We start from the raw sequence: 14,978 nt of genomic DNA on the forward strand, positions 1-14,978 counted from the left end.
GAGCGGATCGGCGCCGCTCAGGTCGCCTTTTCCTCGAAGAGCCGGATCTCCGAGATCTCGGCGCGCTCGGTGTCGGCGCCGAGCTTGGTGATCCAGACGAGGTAGTAGCGGTACGCGGTGCCCTTGGTGTCCAGCTTGAAGCGCTTGTCGGGGGTATTGACCGTGCCTGACGCGAGCTTGGTCCAGCCGGCGGGGACGGTGTTCGGCACGCCGCCGGGCGGCGCCGCGTAGATCGTGGCCTTGAAGCCGGGCTGCGGCGTCTGGATCTGCAGCTGGACCGCCGCCACCTGCGGCTTGGCGTCGACGTAGATCCCGACACCGGCCTTGCCGGTGCCGTCGATGCCGTCGCGGTAGCTCTCGGTCGTCCACACGGTTCCCGGATCGCGGTCGACGACGCGCGACGCCTCCTCGTTGTGCTCCTGGTCGTCGCCGAGCGGGTCGTACGCGTGCGCCGAGGCGCGCGGCACCGAGACCGTGCGGGTGCCTGGCGGCGGCGCGCTCACGCGGCCTCCGCCGGTCCCGCGCTGCGTGTTCTGCGCCGCCTCGTGGCCGGCCAGCAGCATGACCGCGACCGCGGCCGCCACGATCGCCAGCACGGCGAGCAGCGAGACCGAGTGCCGCATCCGGAACGGCAGCCGCCGCCGCGCCCGCGCGGGCAGCGTGCGGATGACCGCCGTCGCCTCGCCGGTCGAGGTGCCGCTGCGGGCGGCCTCGATCGCCAGCGCCTCCTCCAGGTCGGCGACCAGCGACGGGACGTCGTGGTAGCGGTGCCCGAGGTCCTTGTCGGTCATGCGGTCCAGCACGGCGGCGAGCGTCGCGGAGACCTCGGGCCGGCGCAGCTGGATGTCCGGCAGGTCCTCGCGCACGTGCTTCATCGCGACGGCGATCTGGTTCTCGCCGCCGAACGGGACCTCGCCGGTCAGCATCTCGTAGAGCACGATGCCGAGCGAATAGATGTCGGACTGGCCGTTGACGTCGTGTCCGAGCGCCTGCTCGGGCGAGACGTAGTCGGTCGTGCCGAGCACGCGGCCGTCGGCGGTCAGCCCGTCGTCCTTGAGCGAGCGCGCGATCCCGAAGTCGGTGACCTTCGCCGAGCCCTCCTCGTCGATCAGGACGTTCTGGGGCTTGACGTCGCGGTGCACGATCCCGTGCGCGTGGGCGCAGCCGAGCGCCCGCGCGATCTCGATCGCGTACGCGAGCGACTCGTCGACGGGCAGGCGGCCGAGCTCGCGGATCCGGTCCTTGAGCGTCTCGCCCTCGACGTACTCGAAGACGATGTACGGCCGCGCCTCGTCCTCGCCCGCGTCGATCACGCCGACGATGTGCGGGTGCGAGAGCTGGGCGACCGCACGCGCCTCGCGCCGGAACCGCTCCAGCTGGTCGGAGTCGGCCGACATCTCGCGGTGCAGCAGCTTGATCGCGACCTGACGCTCGAGATTGACGTCGAAGGCGCGATAGACCGTCGACATCCCACCGGCGCCGATCTGGGCGTCGAGCCGGTACCGGCCGCTGAGCTGCATGCCCACAAGGGTGCTCATCTACGCACCCCCTATTGTGGCCGATCCGGCCAGTGCCTCGGTGACGATCTTCATGGATCTCTACCGAGGCTCAGTTCGCCAGGCGGCCGCCGTCGTCCTGCGTCAGGGATTCACGGAGCGCCCTGACCAGGTCCGCCATTCCGACGGCTGCTCCTCGGAGCGCCGCTCCGGGGCCGGCCCGGCGGGCTCGGCGGGCTCGGGCGTCTCGCCCCGCGCGGGGTCCCCCGCGGCCTCGATCGCCTCGTCCAGGCGCTGTTGCGCCGCCTCGGGCTCCGCGACGGCGTCGGTGAGATCGGCCTCGGCCTGCTCCTGGCCCTCGGACTCGCCCTCGCCGGCCTCCTCGAGCGGGCGCTCGGGCTCGGGAGCGAGCGCGCCGGGCTCGGCGGCGGCCGCGTAGTCAGGAGCCGGACCCCCGATGTTGGCCGCCTCGGCCGCGGCGGCGGCCTCCTCGGCCGCCTCGTCGATCGCCGGCGGGACCACCGGGTCGGGCGCGGGTACGGTCGTCGCGGTGTTCGCGACCGGACCGCCGACGTCGTAGTTTGACGGCGCCGGCGGAGGCGGCGGCGCCGGAGCCGAGAACTCCTCGCTGTGGCCGGGCAGCAGCGCCGCGACCTTGTCGCGCTTGAGCAGCACGCCGGCGCCGAGCGCGGCGACCAGCCCGCCGAAGAGCAGCTTGCGCCCGCGGCGCTTCTTCGGCTTGGCGCCGAGATGATCGCGGGCGACGGACAGGGCGGCCTTGGCGATCAGCGCGTTGCGGGCCTTCTTGGAGAGTTTCGACACGGGAGCGCCTCCTTCGGGGGAACGGAGTAGAACCGTACCCGTCGAGTCGCCCGGGGGGCGATTCTCTGGCGAGTTCGGCGAGACGTGGTCGGATCCGACACGTCTCGCGAGCTCGCGGAGCCCTGACGTCAGCGCCGCGCGGGCGATGGCAGGTCGCCCGGCGCGCGCGCGGCGGCGCGGTTCTCCTCGCGCACCGCGTGCCAGATCTCCTCCCGGTAGACCGGGAGCGAGCGCGGCGCCTCGATGCCGACGCGGACGGTGTTGCCGACGATCTCCATCACGTGGACGACGACGTCGTCGCCCACCATGACCTTCTCGCCGGCGCGGCGGGTGATGATCAGCATGGCGGTTCCTCCTTGGATCCGCGTTGCGGGGGGATGTGCGGGGGTGCTACGCGGCCTGCACGGCCACGTCGGGGAACAGCGCGGCGCGCACGGGATGCGCGATCTCGTTGATCACCTGGTGGCCGCGGCCGTTGGCCACGACGATGGGCGCATGCAGGTTCGCGCTGAAGTCCGACAGCTCGGCTCCGGCGCGGACGACGACCCAGACCTCGGCGGCGTCGGCGCCCACGCGGGCCGCGTCGGCGTCGGAGAGCTCGATCGCGAAGTCGGCGAAGAACGACCACGGATTCGTGACCGGGAGCGCGAGCCCCGGGTCGTCGACCGAGTGCAGCCAGCGGAAGGGCGACTCGGCGTCCGGCGCGAGGAGCGTGTAGCGGCGGCCGCCGAGCCCGACCAGGCCGGTCGGGAACTCGATCACGGCGTCCTGCGCGATCTCGAGCGCGCCGAAGCGCGTGGACTCGATGGTGAGGGTGGACATGGGTCTCCGAGAGGTGCGGATGGCGAGGTTGCTCTAGGTGAGGAAGTCCATGAGCGAGCTCTGGACGATGTTCGCCCCCGCCTTGAGCGCGGCCTGATAGGCGACGGACTGGGAGTTGAAATCGATCATGGTCTTCGCGAAGTCGGCGTCCTCGGTGTCCGAGAGCTGCTTCGTGAGCGCCTCCTGGATCTGATCGAGGCGCGTCGATGCCGCCTCCAGCCGGTTGGTCCGCGCACCGTTGCGAGCGCGCACCTCCAGCAGGTTGTCGAGGTTCTTCTCGGCCGTTCCGAGGTCGGCCTTGAGCGCGGCGCCGTCGTTTGCCCGCAGGTGGTCGGCCACGTCGCGCAGGAGGTTGAGGATCTTGCCGTCGCCGGAGGCCTGGCCGTCGCCGAGGACCTCGCGCGCCACCGTGTTGATCGACAGCGTCACGCCGGAGCCGATCTCGCGCAGCACGCCGGGGACCGCGGGGTCCAGGCCGGCGTCGTCGCCCTTGTAGGTGTCGTCGTCGCCCTGGACGTAGGGCGCGACGCCGGTGGCGGTGCCGGACATCACGTAGGAGCCGGCGAACTGGGCGTTCGCGGTCTCCTTGACGCCCTGGATGATCTGGTCGATCTCCTCGGCGATCGAGTTGCGCGAGGTCTGGTCGGCCGTGTCGTTGGCGCCTTCGGTGATCAGCGACGTGGCGCGGTTGAGGAAGTCGCCGACGCTCGCCAGCGTCGACTCGGTCGCGTCCATCCAGCCGGTGCCGTTGTCGATGTTCTTCTGGTACTGCGTGTTCGCGTTCTGCGACGCGCGCAGCCCCATCGCCTTCGCGGTCCCGAACGGGTCGTCGGACGGGCGCGTGATCTCCTTCTGCGATGCCGCCTTGGCCTGCGTCTTGGCGAGCTTGAGCGAGAGCGCGTTGAGGTCCGACAGCACGCTGCGCTGGACCATCGAGGTCGTCATGCGCGTGTTCATGGCTAGAGTCCCCCTGCTCCGCATGCGCTACGCGCACGATCGTGACGCGTCGACCCCGGCGACATCAAAGTCCCACCTTCCCGGTCCGGTTGATGAGGACGTCGAGCATCTCGTCCATCGTCGACATCGCGCGGGCGGAGGCCTGGTAGGCGCGCTGGAAGCGCACCATGTTCGACATCTCCTCGTCCATCGAGACGCCCGCCACGCTCTGGCGGCGGTCCTCGACGGAGTCGGTCAGCACCTGGGCGTTGCCCTGCTGGCGCTCGGCCTCGTTGACGTTGGAGCCGACCCGCGCGACGAACGCCCGGTAGGCGCCGTCGATGCTCGCGTCGCCGGCCAGCTTGGCGACCGCGAGCGCGATGTCGTTGGAGCCGGCACCGCCGGAGCCCCCGACCAGCGCGGACGGGTTCAGCTGCAGCGCCGGATCGACCTGGAGCGTCCCGGCCGCCGGCGTGCCGGCGGTGAAGAAGCTGCCGCCGTAGGCGCTGTTGACCGCGGTGGCGATCGTGCCCGCGATCGCGTCGAGCGAGCCGAGGTAGTCGTCGATCGTCCCGCCCGGGACCTTGGCGATGCCGAGCAGGCCGCCCATCTGGCCGCCGGGCGTCCAGTTGTCGCCCGCCGGGGGACCGCCCCAGGCCGCCGTCTGGTCGGCGACGATCGGGTACGTCGTGCCGGTCACCTTGTCGACGAACGAGACGTTCATCGACCCCGTGTCGAGCTGCTCGACCGAGATCTGGCCGTAGCCCGACAGCTGGTCGAGCAGCTGGTCGCGCTTGTCGAGCAGGTCGTTGGGCGCGTCGCCGGCGGTGAGGAAGTGCGAGATCGTGGTGTTGAGGTCGGCCAGCTGCGTCGCGATCTGGGCGATCTGGCCGCCCTGGTCGGTGCCGCTCGCGGGGCGCGTGATGTCGTCGTACTGGGCCTGGGCGACGCTCTGGGCCGCCTCCATCTGCGAGCGCACGCTGGCGATCGAGTCGGCCAGCGAGTTGCCCTTCTCGACGACGACCTGCTTGGCCGACGGCTCGGTCGTGCCCTGGCTGAACGTCGACCAGGAGCTCCAGAAGTCCGCGAGCTGCTGGCTGACGCCGTTCTCGCCCGGCTCGGCGAGCGCCAGCTCGGCGCTGTCGAGGCCGGACGCGCGGGCGCTCCACTCCTGCAGGTTCGTGTTCTGCCCGCGGAACTGCAGGTCGAGGAACTGGTCCCGGATCCGGCGGTAGCTCTGCACGTCGACGCCGGACCCGAGATGGGCGCCGGAGCCGTTCGCGGTGCTGCCGGCCTGGATCTGCAGGGCCGGCGACGCGGCGAGCGTCGCCTCCTGGCGCGAGTACCCCACCGTCGAGGCGTTCGCGATGTTGTGGCCGGTGGTGTCGAGCATCCGCTGCTGGGCCATGAGCCCGCGCAGGGAGGTCTGGAGTCCGTAGAAGGAGGAGATCGGCATTGGTCTGGGGGGTTATGCCTGGAGGTCCAGCGCGCGATGGGCAGGCGCAACGGCGGCGCCGCCCGGCGGGCGATAGCCCGGCTCGGGCTCCTGCCCGAGCACGCGCGTCAGGTGGGCGAGGAAGGTCAGCTCCTGGCGCATGAGCGCCCGGTTGATGCCGTGCTCGCGGGCGATCTCGGCCAGCAGCCCGCGCAGCTCGGCGGAGCGCTCCATGGCGGCGCGGCCGGCGGCGGGCGTGACGAGCGCGCACAGGCGCTCGAGCGTGACCTGCGTCGCGGGCACGCCGAGGGCGGTGCCGGCGCGCTGCAGCAGGCCCGTGCGCTCGGTCTCGAGCTTCGCGCGGGAGACCATCTCGCTCTGGATCTCGGCCAGGCGCTTGAGCACGGCCTCGACGTCGCGGGCGCGGATCGCGGTGCCCTGCGCGAGCACGTAGCTCAGCAGGCGGCGGGCCGAGGCGATCTGCTGGTCGAGGTGGACGAGCAGCTCGGCTTCGAGAACCGTACTCATTGAGTCACCTCCCCCTGGGGAATCGGCCTCTGGGCGATTGCTCCTTGCGACGCGAGCCCGAGCGAAGCGGTGACGAGGCCTCCGGCCGGGGCAGGGGGCGAGCCGTCGCCGATCTCCTTGTACAGCGACTGCGCGAGCCCGAGGCCGCCGGCGCTCTCGACGGCGCTGGTCAGCGACGCCTGCATGGTGTCCGCGTACGGGCCCTCGGCGAGGGCGCCGCTGTCGCCGGCCATGGTCTTGACCATCTGGCTGACGAGCATCTGCTCGAAGCCGAGCGCGGCCTTGTAGGCCTGCTTGTCGGCGGCCGATCCGTTGCGGACCGAGCTGGGAAGGGCGGAGTCGGCGACGGCCGGCAGACCCGGGATCTGCGCCATCAGCGCTTCACCCCGTTGGCGATCTCCATCATCGAGTCGGCGGTCTGGATCGCCTTCGAGGTCAGCTGGTAGGTGCGCTGCGCGTCCATCATGTCGACCATCGCCTGCGCCATGTCGGTGTTGGACGCCTCCAGCGCGCCCTGCTTGAGCACGCCGGCGGTGGCGTTGCGCGCGGGGCCGGAGGCGGCCGTGGTGACGAACGCGTTGTCGCCGGTCGACAGCAGGCCGGAGGTCGAGCGCACGGTGACGAGCTGCAGCTTGCCGATGACGGCTTCGTTCGCGCGCACCGTCCCGTCGGTCGCGATCGCGATCCGGTCCTGCGGCGTGTTCGCGGGGATCTTGATCGCGGGCTGGATCAGCGCGCCGGTCGACGTGGCCAGGCGGCCGTCGCCGTCGACGTGCAGGCTGCCGTCGCGCGTGAGCGCCTGGCGCCCGTCGGCGAGGCGGACCGTGAGGAAGCCGTCGCCCTCGATCGCGACGTCGAGCGGATTGCCGGTCTCGCGCAGCGAGCCCTGCTCGAAGCCGCGGCCGGCCTCGACCGCGGCGGCGCCGGTGCCCCGGCGCACGCCGTCGGCGCCGGGCCGGCCGGTCTGCTCGTAGAGCAGGTCCTTGAAGCCGATGCGCACGTGCTTGTAGCCGGTGGTGTTGGCGTTCGCGAGGTCATTGGCGACGCCATCGAGCTTCTGCTGCATGGCCGCCATGCCTGCTGCCGCGGTTCGGAGTCCCTCGAGCATGCCTTCGTCTGAATCGGCGGTTGCGCGCCCGACTTGAGCTAGCCGGACACCTTGCCGACCTCGGAGGACGCCTTGGCCAGCGTCCCGTCGATCGTCTGGATGACCTTCTGACCGGACTCGTAGGCCCGCATCGAGGCGATCATGTCCACCATCGCCTGCGTCGGATCGGCGCCGGAGCCCTCGAGCGCGCCGGAGCGCACCTGGCCCGCGACCTGGCCGGCCGGCCGCCCGGGCGTGCCGGTGACGAGGTTGTCGCCGCCCTTGCGCGGGTTGGTGAGCAGCACGACGTTCAGGTTGCGCGGGTCGACCTTGCCGTCGGCGCCGATCGTCACCGGGCGGCCGTTGCGGCCGAGGACCGGGTCGCCGTCGGCGGTCACGAGCCGCCCCTGCGCGTCGGCGCTGAACTGGCCGTTGCGGGTGTAGCGGGTCCCGTTGGCGGTCTGCAGCGCGAAGAAGCCGTCGCCGACGATCGCGAAGTCCAGCGGCTCGCCGGTGTCCTTGACGGGCTCCGCGGTGAAGTCGGTGACCTCGCCGGTGACCTGCACCGCGGTGCTCTGCGAGCCGATCGCCTGGCCGGTCTGCGAGTTGGTCAGCAGCAGCTGGCCGAACGACCGCTGCGTCGTGCGGTCGGCCTTGTAGCCGGGCGTCGACGCGTTGGACAGGTCATTGGCGATCTGGTTCTGGCGCACCTGCTCGGCGAGCATGCCGGAGGCGGCGATGTAGAGCCCGCGGTCCATATGGATCCACCTATCGGCCCGATGGCGGCATCCTGAAGGGCATGGAACCGATAGCCGTCGCCGCAGCGCTGCTGCGCGAGCAGCTTCCGGACGTCACGCTGCGCGCCGGCTCGACCGTGATGGCGCGCGTGGCGTCCAAGCACGAGCAGCACGCGGTGCTGGTGCTGGCGGGCATCCCGCTGACCGCCGAGGTGCCGCCCGAGGTGGAGAACGGCGCGACGCTGCGCCTGAGGGTGCGGGAGGTGACGCCGGAGCGGGTGACGCTGCAGCTGGATCCCCAGCAGCCCGTGACCGCCCCGCAGGCGCCGCAGCAGGCGCAGGCGCCGAAGGTCACGGTCGAGGAGTCGCCCCAGCGCCGCCGCGGCGCGGACGGCGAGCCGGCCGACGTGGTCGCGCTCGCGTTCCACTCGCCGACGCTCGGCCGGATCGACTTGCGGCTGGAGCTGCGCGGGGAGCACCTGCTGGCCGACGTGTCGACCGATGCCGGACCCCCGTTCGACCTCGCACACGGATCACGCGAGCGGCTACGCGCCAAGTTGGAGGCCTTCGGACTCGACCCGACGGTGCGGGTGCACGAGCGCCGCCGCTCGTTCGACGCGTATGCCTGAGAAGGACGTCGTCGCCGCCCTGAAGTACACCGGCTCGGGCGCCCCGCAGGTGGTCGCCGCGGGACGAGGGCATGTGGCCGCCACGATTCTCGCCCGCGCGCGTGAGGCCGGCGTGCCCGTCCACCGCGATCCGGAGCTCGCCGACGCGCTCGCCCAACTGGCCCTCGGGCAGGAGGTCCCGCCGGCGATGTGGACGGCCGTCGCCGAGGTCCTGGCGTGGGCCTACGGGCTCCAGAAAAGGGTGCCTACCCCAAATCGGTGATGAAGGACCTGGGGTCATCACCCGATACAGGCTGCGTCCGTCAGCTGTCCCCTCCAGGAGCACCACCCCCGCATGAAGCCCTCCACGACCACCAGCCGCCGCCGCGTCAGCGCGGAGGACGCGCTCGCCCTGTGGCGCGAGTACAAGGCCACCGGCGATCTCCAGGTCCGCAACCGGCTGGTCATGACGTACGCGCCGCTCGTCAAGTACATCGTGTTCAAGAAGGTGCGCGAGCTGCCGGCCCGGTGCGAGGTCGAGGACTTCATCTCCTGCGGCCTGGAGGCGCTGATCGCCTCGATCGACCGCTATGACCCGGAGAAGGGCGCCACGCTCGAGCAGTTCGCCTGGACCCGCATCCACGGCGCCGTGCTCGACGAGCTGCGCCGCCAGGACTGGGCGCCGCGCTCGCTGCGCCGCTGGGAGCGCGACATCGCCAGGGCGCGCGACCAGTTCACCACGCTGCACGGCCGCCGCCCCTCGCGCGAGGAGCTGGCCGACACGCTCTCGATCGGCGTCGAGGAGCTGCGCCGCCGCGAGGACGACATCTCCGTGTCGGACGTCACCTCGCTCAACACGCTCGTGATCTCCGACGACGAGACCACCGTCGAGCGCATCGACACGCTGGCCGACGGCGACGCCCGCCTCGACCCGGAGAACGCCGCCGCCTCCACCGAGGCGAAGGCCAAGTTCCGGCGCGCGTTCGACGCGCTGCCGCAGCGCGAGCGCGAGGTCGCGGTCCTGCTCTACGTGAAGAACCTCACCCTGCGCGAGATCGGCGAGATCCTCGGCGTCTCCGAGAGCCGCATCTGCCAGATCCACTCGCAGCTCAAGCGCACGCTCAAGCAGCAGCTCTCCGACGACTCGGTCCTCTTCTCCGCCGTCGGCTAAAGGTTCCCCCGCCCCGGTCGATGACCGAGGGCGAGATGAGTCTCGAGATCGGTCGCTTCACCTCTTCGTATCCGATCGCGCCGGTCCCGCCCGCGCAGCCGGCCGGCGTCTCCCCCGCGGACGCGCCCGCGCGGAGCTTCGACACCGTCCTCGGCGACGTCCCGCCCGCGCCGACCGAGGAGGTCCGCGCGCAGGTCGACCGCGCCGCCGAGATCGCCGGGCAGCTTGCGGCCGCCGATCGCGAGCTGCACTTCACGAAGGACGAAGACACCGGTCGCGTCGTGATCCAGGTCCGCGACCTCGACGGCAACGTCATCCGAACGATTCCACCGTCCCGCGTGCTCGACGTGATGTCGGGCGCCAAGGCGCTGTAAAGGAGCCCAGATGACCACCCTCTCCCTCTCCGGGCTGGCGTCGGGCGTCGACACGGACTCGATCGTCCAGCAGCTGATGGACGTCGAGCGCCAGGGGCTGACGCGCGTCCAGAACAGCCAGACGTCCGTGACCGCCCACCAGACGGCGCTCAAGGCGGTCAGCGCCAAGCTCAACGCGCTCTCCACCGCGGCGCAGGCGCTGACGGACCAGACCACCTGGAAGACGTCGCAGACGACCTCATCGTCGGACGCGTCGAAGGTCGGCGCGGTGATGATCGACGGCGCCGGCATCGGCGGCCACACCGTCGCCGTCGACCGGCTCGCCTCCTCCGCGCAGCACGGGTTCGCCTACGTCCCCAGTGGCAGCGCGGGAACGTTCACGATCTCCGCGGGCACGACCTCGGCGACGATCAGCGTCGCCGCCAACGCGACCGCCAAGGACGTCGCCACCGCCATCAACGCGAGCACGAGCGCGCCGGTGTACGCGGCCGTGGTCAAGGACGATGACGGCACTGACCGCGTCGTGCTGTCCTCGCGCAAGACCGGGGCCTCCAACGACTTCACGGTCGACTCGACCGGGCTCCAGACGGGCCAGCTCGCCGAAGACGCCGGCTACGCGCGCACGGGCGCGGTGCTCAACGCGCAGTACCGGCTCGACGGCGCGTCGGCGCCGCGCACGTCGGAGTCCAACTCGATCGAGAACGCGATCCCCGGCCTGCGGCTGACGCTCGCGGGCGTGACGACGAGCCCCGTGTCGATCACGACGAATGAGGCGACGATCGACAAGAGCGCGATCAAGGACAAGGTCAAGGCCTTCGTCGACGCCTACAACGCCGTCGTCGACGTCACGCGGTCCGACATCAGCGAGAAGGGCGTCGTCAACGCGTCCGCGACCGCCGACCTGCAGAAGGGCACGCTGTTCGGCGACCTCGGGTTGAACTCGATGCTGTCGACGCTGAAGAACACCTTCACGCAGACCGTCGCCAACATCGGCGGCCTCACCAGCCTCGCCGACATCGGCATCAGCACGCCCAAGTCGACCGGCGTCGTCACCGAGGACGCGAAGGCCGGCAAGCTCGAGTTCGACGCGACCAAGCTCGACGCCGCGCTCGACAAGGACTGGACCCAGGTCAACAAGCTCTTCAACGGCGTCGGCGCGCGCAAGGGCTTCGGCCTGCTCGTGAACGACTTCGTCAAGGGCCAGACCGGGCTCAAGGGCGTCCTGACGGGCCGCATGGACAGCGACTCGACCTCGCTGAAGGACCTCGCGAACCAGGTCACCTCCACCAATCTGCGCCTCAGCCAGACCGAGACCCGCCTGAAGGCGCAGTTCGCGGCCATGGAGACCGCGCTGCAGAACGCGCAGGCGCAGCAGGCTTGGCTCCAAGGTCAGATCGCCAGTCTCGGCTGATCGCCGCCTCAAGCGCCCGCGGGCCGGGCCGACTACCCGGGTCGATCCATCTCCGTCCCCCGTTCCTCGATCAGGGAGAGCTCCTTTGGCCACCTACGTCGGTAACCAGACGACCGCCTATCGCCAGCAGTCGATCCTCACCGCGCCCCCGGGCCGGCTGGTGGTCATGCTCTACGACGGTTGCCTGCGATTCCTGCATCAGTCGGCGCACGCGCTGCGCGAGGGCGATCGCACGACGTCGCTCGCGCGCATGCGCCGCGCCGAGGCGATCATCGACGAGCTGACGGTGACGCTCGACCACGAGCGCGGAGGCATCATCGCCAGCCGCCTGCAGGGCATCTACCTCTTCTGCCGCCGGCACCTGATGGAGGCCTGGCGCGCGAACGACGCCGACAAGATCGAGCAGGTCGCGAGCCTGCTGGGCGAGCTGCGCGAGGCCTGGGCCGAGATCGAGGGCTCCTGATGGACCCCTGGAGCGAGCTGGTCGCGCTCGCCGAGCGCGAGCACGAGCTCGCCGCGGAAGGCCGCTGGGACGAGGTCGCCGAGCTGTCCGGCGAGCGGCTGCGCCGCTCGCTCGCGCTGGGCGCCGCGCCGGCGTCGGCCCGGCCGCAGCTCGAGCAGCTCGGCCGCCTGGAGGCCCAGATCCACAACGCGCTCGTCACCGCGCAGGCGTTCGCCTCGCGCGAGCGCGCCGCCGCTCGCCGCGGCCGCACCGCGATTCGCGGCTACGCCGCATCGCTCGCGCCGGCGCCCTCGCGCGTCGACTCGCTCCGCTGAGCTGGGCGATTCGGCCTCAAGTCCCCCTCGGGGGCGCCGATGTAGGGAATGCGTCCAGGGATGGAATCGCGCCGGTCCACGGAAGGACCACCCCCTCTTTGATTCAGGAGAACCCGTCCCTGTGCTGTTCGACACCACGCAACTCGCGCTCGAGCGCGCCATCTCGGGCGCATCCACGCGCCAGGAGGCGCTGGCCGCCAACATCGCCAACGCCGACACGCCGGGCTACCGCCGCGTCGACGTCGACTTCCACGGCGCGCTCGCCGCGGCGATGGGGGCCTCCGACAAGCGCTCCGCGCTCGAGCAGACCGGCTTCGCGCCGCAGATCGACAAGTCGGCCGGCGCCGTGCGCGCCGACGGGTCGACCGTCGACATCGACGCCGAGTCGGCCAAGATGGCGGCCAACGCGCTCGACCAGCAGGCCGCCGTGCAGGTCGCGCAGACGCGGATCCACATCCTCGAGTCCGCGCTGGGGGTCAAGTGATGAGCATGTTCGGCGGCCTCGAGATCTCGGCCAGCGGGCTCACGGCCCAGCGGCTGCGGATGGACGTGACGGCGGAGAACCTCGCCAACGCCCAGACCACCAAGGGCGCGGACGGCAAGCCGTACCGCCGCAAGGAGGTCGTGCTGCAGGAGATCCCGCAGGGCGGGGGCTTCGGCGCGCAGCTGACCGCCGCGATCGGCCCCGGCTCCTCCAAGTCGGCGGCCGGCGGCGTCCAGGTGGCGAAGATCGCCACCGACCAGACCGCCGGCAAGCTCGTGTACGACCCGGGCAACCCGGACGCCAACGCGCAGGGCTACGTGCAGATGCCCAACGTCGACACGGTCACCGAGATGGTCGACCTGATCGACTCCTCGCGCGCCTATGAGGCGAACGTCACGGCGATGCAGGCGTCCAAGCAGATGTTCGCCAAGACGCTGGAGATCCTGCGCTGATGCCGATCGATCCTTCCTTCGCCGTCGGTGGTCCTGAGTGGCGGATCGGCTCGCTCGAGGCGCCCGCCCAGCAGGGCACCGGAAGCGGCTTCGGGGCCATGATCGGCCAGTCCCTGCAGTCGCTGCAGGCATCGCAGGACTCCGCGGCGCAGGCCTCGACGGACCTCGCCACCGGCAAGGCGACCGACCCGACCGCGGTCGTGATGGCCGTCGAGCGCGCCCAGCTGGCGATGCAGCTCGCGAGCCAGATCCGCACGAAGGCGGTCGAAGCCGCCCAGACGATCTTCCAGACCCAGGTGTGACCTGAGCCATGCCGCTCTTCGCCAAGAACCTGCTGGCGCTGCCGCCGCGCACCAAGGGCGTGCTGGCCGTCACGGCCGTCGCGATCCTCGCGATCGTCTTCTTCATGCTCAAGCTCGCGACCGCGCCGTCCTACTCGCTGCTCTCGAGCGGCCTGGATCCGGCGCAGACCGGCAAGATCACCGCCGCGCTGGACTCGCAGGGCATCGCCTACGAGCTGCGCAACAACGGCACCGCGCTCGCCGTCAACAAGGCGCAGGTGCCGCAGGCGCGGATCGCACTCGCCTCGCAGGGCGTCAGCGTCAACGAGTCCGGATCGCAGCCCGGCTACGAGCTGCTCGACCAGACCAAGCTCGGCACCTCGCAGTTCCAGCAGCAGGTCACCTATCAGCGCGCGCTGGAGGGCGAGCTCGCCCGCACGATCAACGGGGTCGAGGGCGTCAGCGGCGCGTCTGTCCAGCTCGTGCTGCCCGAGGACACGCTGTTCGCCAGCGAGCAGTCGCCGGCGACCGCCTCGGTGATGATGCAGAACACCGCCGACACGCTGCAGCCGGGCGCGATCCGCGGCATCGCGCAGCTGACGGCCTCCTCGGTCAAGGGCCTCAAGTCCGGCAACGTCACGATCACCGACGGCTCCGGCCAGCTGCTGTGGCCCCAGGGCGACGGCAGCGCCGGAGCGACCGCGGGCGCCACCAAGCAGGCGACCGAGGCGAGCTTCTCGCGCCAGCTCGAGTCCAAGGTCAACGCGATGCTCGCGTCGACGCTCGGCCCGGGCAAGGCGCAGGTGCAGGTCAGCGCCGACATGAACGTCGACAAGACCAACCTCAAGCAGCTCACCTACGGCAAGACCGGCGTGCCGACCAAGTCCACCAGCGACGTGGAGAAGCTGCGCGGCTCCGGCGCCACGACCGGCGGCACCGCCGGTACCGGCTCCAACGTCCCGACCTACTCCAACGGCTCCGGCTCCGGCTCGGGCAACTCGAACTACGACCACACGGTCAAGACGACCGAGCAGGCGGTGAACAAGGAGATCAAGACGACCGACGTGGCGCCTGGCGCGATCAACAAGCTCAGCGTCGCGCTGCTGGTCGACAAGTCGGTCCCGGCGGCGACGCTCAACAGCCTCAAGCAGACGGTCGCCGCCGCCGCCGGCATCCAGCCCTCGCGCGGCGACACGATCGTCGCGTCCCAGATGGCGTTCGCCAAGCCGGCGACGCCCAAGACCGGCCCGGTCCCGACCACGCTGCTCGGCCCGCTGAAGTGGGTCGGCCTCGGCATCGCGGCGCTCCTGTTCGTGTTCTTCATGGCGCGCGGCCTGCGCAAGCGCGAGGCCGAGTCGCTCGGCACGCCGGCGTGGCTGAAGCAGATCGAGGAGCCGATCTCGCTCGCCCAGCTGGAGCAGAGCACGGTCGCGATGGCGCCCAGCGGCCTTCCGCCGCGCGTGCCCGACGCCAGCCTGCATCAGCTCGACCAGCTGATGGAGCGCGAGCCTGAGCGCGTGGCCGCCCAGGTCAGGCAGTGGATGGCGGCGGACTAGT

General features: G+C 71.2%; 21 protein-coding genes. 11 read left to right on the forward strand and 10 right to left on the reverse strand.

The genetic code is table 11. The features are described from left to right. Positions 1-17 precede the first annotated feature (17 nt). From H958_RS0101475 to H958_RS0101520, 10 genes are all read right to left on the reverse strand, one after another. Complete coding sequence (locus H958_RS0101475; protein WP_028057357.1) at positions 18-1,538, reverse strand: protein kinase domain-containing protein; 1,521 nt, start codon at positions 1,536-1,538, stop codon at positions 18-20. 102 nt (positions 1,539-1,640) lie between these two features. Beyond that, complete coding sequence (locus H958_RS0101480; protein ID WP_028057358.1) at positions 1,641-2,318, reverse strand: hypothetical protein; 678 nt, start codon at positions 2,316-2,318, stop codon at positions 1,641-1,643. Between the two features lie 128 nt (positions 2,319-2,446). Beyond that, entirely contained in the window at positions 2,447-2,662 is a 216-nt protein-coding gene (gene csrA, locus H958_RS0101485) for a carbon storage regulator CsrA (RefSeq protein ID WP_028057359.1), read from the reverse strand. Between the two features lie 46 nt (positions 2,663-2,708). Beyond that, positions 2,709-3,140 (reverse strand): flagellar assembly protein FliW, encoded by a 432-nt coding sequence (gene fliW / locus H958_RS0101490; RefSeq protein WP_028057360.1) that lies wholly within the window; start codon positions 3,138-3,140, stop codon positions 2,709-2,711. Positions 3,141-3,173: 33 nt separating this feature from the next. Then, positions 3,174-4,085, reverse strand: coding sequence for a flagellar hook-associated protein FlgL (gene flgL / locus H958_RS0101495; RefSeq protein WP_231379150.1), 912 nt, complete (start codon positions 4,083-4,085; stop codon positions 3,174-3,176). 76 nt (positions 4,086-4,161) lie between these two features. Next, positions 4,162-5,532 (reverse strand): flagellar hook-associated protein FlgK, encoded by a 1,371-nt coding sequence (gene flgK, locus H958_RS0101500; protein WP_028057362.1) that lies wholly within the window; start codon positions 5,530-5,532, stop codon positions 4,162-4,164. Positions 5,533-5,544: 12 nt separating this feature from the next. Next, positions 5,545-6,039 (reverse strand): flagellar export chaperone FlgN, encoded by a 495-nt coding sequence (flgN, locus tag H958_RS0101505; protein WP_028057363.1) that lies wholly within the window; start codon positions 6,037-6,039, stop codon positions 5,545-5,547. Then, a complete protein-coding gene (locus tag H958_RS0101510; protein ID WP_028057364.1) occupies positions 6,036-6,413 on the reverse strand; it encodes a hypothetical protein in 378 nt (125 codons plus the stop codon). Before H958_RS0101510 ends, flgN begins: the two co-directional genes overlap by 4 nt. Then, positions 6,413-7,147: a flagellar hook-basal body protein gene (locus H958_RS0101515; RefSeq protein WP_028057365.1), complete on the reverse strand. Its 735-nt coding sequence runs from the start codon at positions 7,145-7,147 to the stop codon at positions 6,413-6,415. The genes H958_RS0101510 and H958_RS0101515 overlap by 1 nt, the downstream gene beginning before the upstream one ends. Positions 7,148-7,185: 38 nt before the next feature. Further along, complete coding sequence (locus H958_RS0101520) at positions 7,186-7,884, reverse strand: flagellar hook-basal body protein (RefSeq protein ID WP_028057366.1); 699 nt, start codon at positions 7,882-7,884, stop codon at positions 7,186-7,188. A gap of 41 nt (positions 7,885-7,925) precedes the next feature. On the opposite strand from H958_RS0101520, the gene H958_RS0101525 reads away from it, so the two are divergent. From H958_RS0101525 to fliF, 11 genes are all read left to right on the forward strand, one after another. Then, positions 7,926-8,492: a hypothetical protein gene (locus H958_RS0101525; RefSeq protein ID WP_028057367.1), complete on the forward strand. Its 567-nt coding sequence runs from the start codon at positions 7,926-7,928 to the stop codon at positions 8,490-8,492. After that, the gene (locus H958_RS0101530; protein WP_028057368.1) at positions 8,485-8,754 is read left to right on the forward strand and encodes an EscU/YscU/HrcU family type III secretion system export apparatus switch protein; all 270 of its coding nucleotides are present in this window, start codon (positions 8,485-8,487) and stop codon (positions 8,752-8,754) included. The genes H958_RS0101525 and H958_RS0101530 overlap by 8 nt, the downstream gene beginning before the upstream one ends. Positions 8,755-8,826: 72 nt before the next feature. Next, positions 8,827-9,642, forward strand: coding sequence for a sigma-70 family RNA polymerase sigma factor (locus tag H958_RS34200; RefSeq protein WP_051323677.1), 816 nt, complete (start codon positions 8,827-8,829; stop codon positions 9,640-9,642). Between the two features lie 35 nt (positions 9,643-9,677). Further along, the gene (locus H958_RS0101540) at positions 9,678-10,016 is read left to right on the forward strand and encodes a flagellar protein FlaG (protein ID WP_196807158.1); all 339 of its coding nucleotides are present in this window, start codon (positions 9,678-9,680) and stop codon (positions 10,014-10,016) included. A gap of 10 nt (positions 10,017-10,026) precedes the next feature. Next, on the forward strand, positions 10,027-11,427 hold the full coding sequence (gene fliD / locus H958_RS0101545; RefSeq protein ID WP_028057370.1) for a flagellar filament capping protein FliD: 1,401 nt from the start codon (positions 10,027-10,029) through the stop codon (positions 11,425-11,427). A gap of 85 nt (positions 11,428-11,512) precedes the next feature. Further along, on the forward strand, positions 11,513-11,890 hold the full coding sequence (gene fliS, locus H958_RS0101550) for a flagellar export chaperone FliS (RefSeq protein ID WP_028057371.1): 378 nt from the start codon (positions 11,513-11,515) through the stop codon (positions 11,888-11,890). Next, a complete protein-coding gene (locus H958_RS0101555; protein ID WP_028057372.1) occupies positions 11,890-12,204 on the forward strand; it encodes a hypothetical protein in 315 nt (104 codons plus the stop codon). The genes fliS and H958_RS0101555 overlap by 1 nt, the downstream gene beginning before the upstream one ends. 121 nt (positions 12,205-12,325) lie before the next feature. Beyond that, a complete protein-coding gene (flgB, locus tag H958_RS0101560; protein ID WP_028057373.1) occupies positions 12,326-12,688 on the forward strand; it encodes a flagellar basal body rod protein FlgB in 363 nt (120 codons plus the stop codon). Continuing rightward, positions 12,688-13,140, forward strand: a complete 453-nt coding sequence (gene flgC / locus H958_RS0101565; protein WP_028057374.1) for a flagellar basal body rod protein FlgC — start codon at positions 12,688-12,690, stop codon at positions 13,138-13,140. Before flgB ends, flgC begins: the two co-directional genes overlap by 1 nt. Continuing rightward, a complete protein-coding gene (locus tag H958_RS34205) occupies positions 13,140-13,442 on the forward strand; it encodes a flagellar hook-basal body complex protein FliE (protein WP_051323678.1) in 303 nt (100 codons plus the stop codon). The genes flgC and H958_RS34205 overlap by 1 nt, the downstream gene beginning before the upstream one ends. Before the next feature lie 8 nt (positions 13,443-13,450). Continuing rightward, complete coding sequence (fliF, locus tag H958_RS0101575; protein ID WP_028057375.1) at positions 13,451-14,977, forward strand: flagellar basal-body MS-ring/collar protein FliF; 1,527 nt, start codon at positions 13,451-13,453, stop codon at positions 14,975-14,977. Position 14,978: the final 1 nt, after the last annotated feature.

It is taken from the genome of Candidatus Solirubrobacter pratensis (assembly GCF_000425945.1).
Taxonomy (GTDB): domain Bacteria; phylum Actinomycetota; class Thermoleophilia; order Solirubrobacterales; family Solirubrobacteraceae; genus Solirubrobacter; species Solirubrobacter pratensis.

Coding starts and splice junctions, on each gene's coding strand:
- H958_RS0101475 (WP_028057357.1), bottom strand. CDS start 1,538: ATGAGCACCCTTGTGGGCATGCAGCTCAGCGGCCGGTACCGGCTCGAC.
- csrA (WP_028057359.1), bottom strand. CDS start 2,662: ATGCTGATCATCACCCGCCGCGCCGGCGAGAAGGTCATGGTGGGCGAC.
- fliW (WP_028057360.1), bottom strand. CDS start 3,140: ATGTCCACCCTCACCATCGAGTCCACGCGCTTCGGCGCGCTCGAGATC.
- flgL (WP_231379150.1), bottom strand. CDS start 4,085: ATGACGACCTCGATGGTCCAGCGCAGCGTGCTGTCGGACCTCAACGCG.
- flgK (WP_028057362.1), bottom strand. CDS start 5,532: ATGCCGATCTCCTCCTTCTACGGACTCCAGACCTCCCTGCGCGGGCTC.
- flgN (WP_028057363.1), bottom strand. CDS start 6,039: ATGAGTACGGTTCTCGAAGCCGAGCTGCTCGTCCACCTCGACCAGCAG.
- H958_RS0101510 (WP_028057364.1), bottom strand. CDS start 6,413: ATGGCGCAGATCCCGGGTCTGCCGGCCGTCGCCGACTCCGCCCTTCCC.
- H958_RS0101515 (WP_028057365.1), bottom strand. CDS start 7,147: ATGCTCGAGGGACTCCGAACCGCGGCAGCAGGCATGGCGGCCATGCAG.
- H958_RS0101520 (WP_028057366.1), bottom strand. CDS start 7,884: ATGGACCGCGGGCTCTACATCGCCGCCTCCGGCATGCTCGCCGAGCAG.
- H958_RS0101525 (WP_028057367.1), top strand. CDS start 7,926: ATGGAACCGATAGCCGTCGCCGCAGCGCTGCTGCGCGAGCAGCTTCCG.
- H958_RS0101530 (WP_028057368.1), top strand. CDS start 8,485: ATGCCTGAGAAGGACGTCGTCGCCGCCCTGAAGTACACCGGCTCGGGC.
- H958_RS34200 (WP_051323677.1), top strand. CDS start 8,827: ATGAAGCCCTCCACGACCACCAGCCGCCGCCGCGTCAGCGCGGAGGAC.
- H958_RS0101540 (WP_196807158.1), top strand. CDS start 9,678: ATGAGTCTCGAGATCGGTCGCTTCACCTCTTCGTATCCGATCGCGCCG.
- fliD (WP_028057370.1), top strand. CDS start 10,027: ATGACCACCCTCTCCCTCTCCGGGCTGGCGTCGGGCGTCGACACGGAC.
- H958_RS0101555 (WP_028057372.1), top strand. CDS start 11,890: ATGGACCCCTGGAGCGAGCTGGTCGCGCTCGCCGAGCGCGAGCACGAG.
- flgC (WP_028057374.1), top strand. CDS start 12,688: ATGAGCATGTTCGGCGGCCTCGAGATCTCGGCCAGCGGGCTCACGGCC.
- H958_RS34205 (WP_051323678.1), top strand. CDS start 13,140: ATGCCGATCGATCCTTCCTTCGCCGTCGGTGGTCCTGAGTGGCGGATC.
- fliF (WP_028057375.1), top strand. CDS start 13,451: ATGCCGCTCTTCGCCAAGAACCTGCTGGCGCTGCCGCCGCGCACCAAG.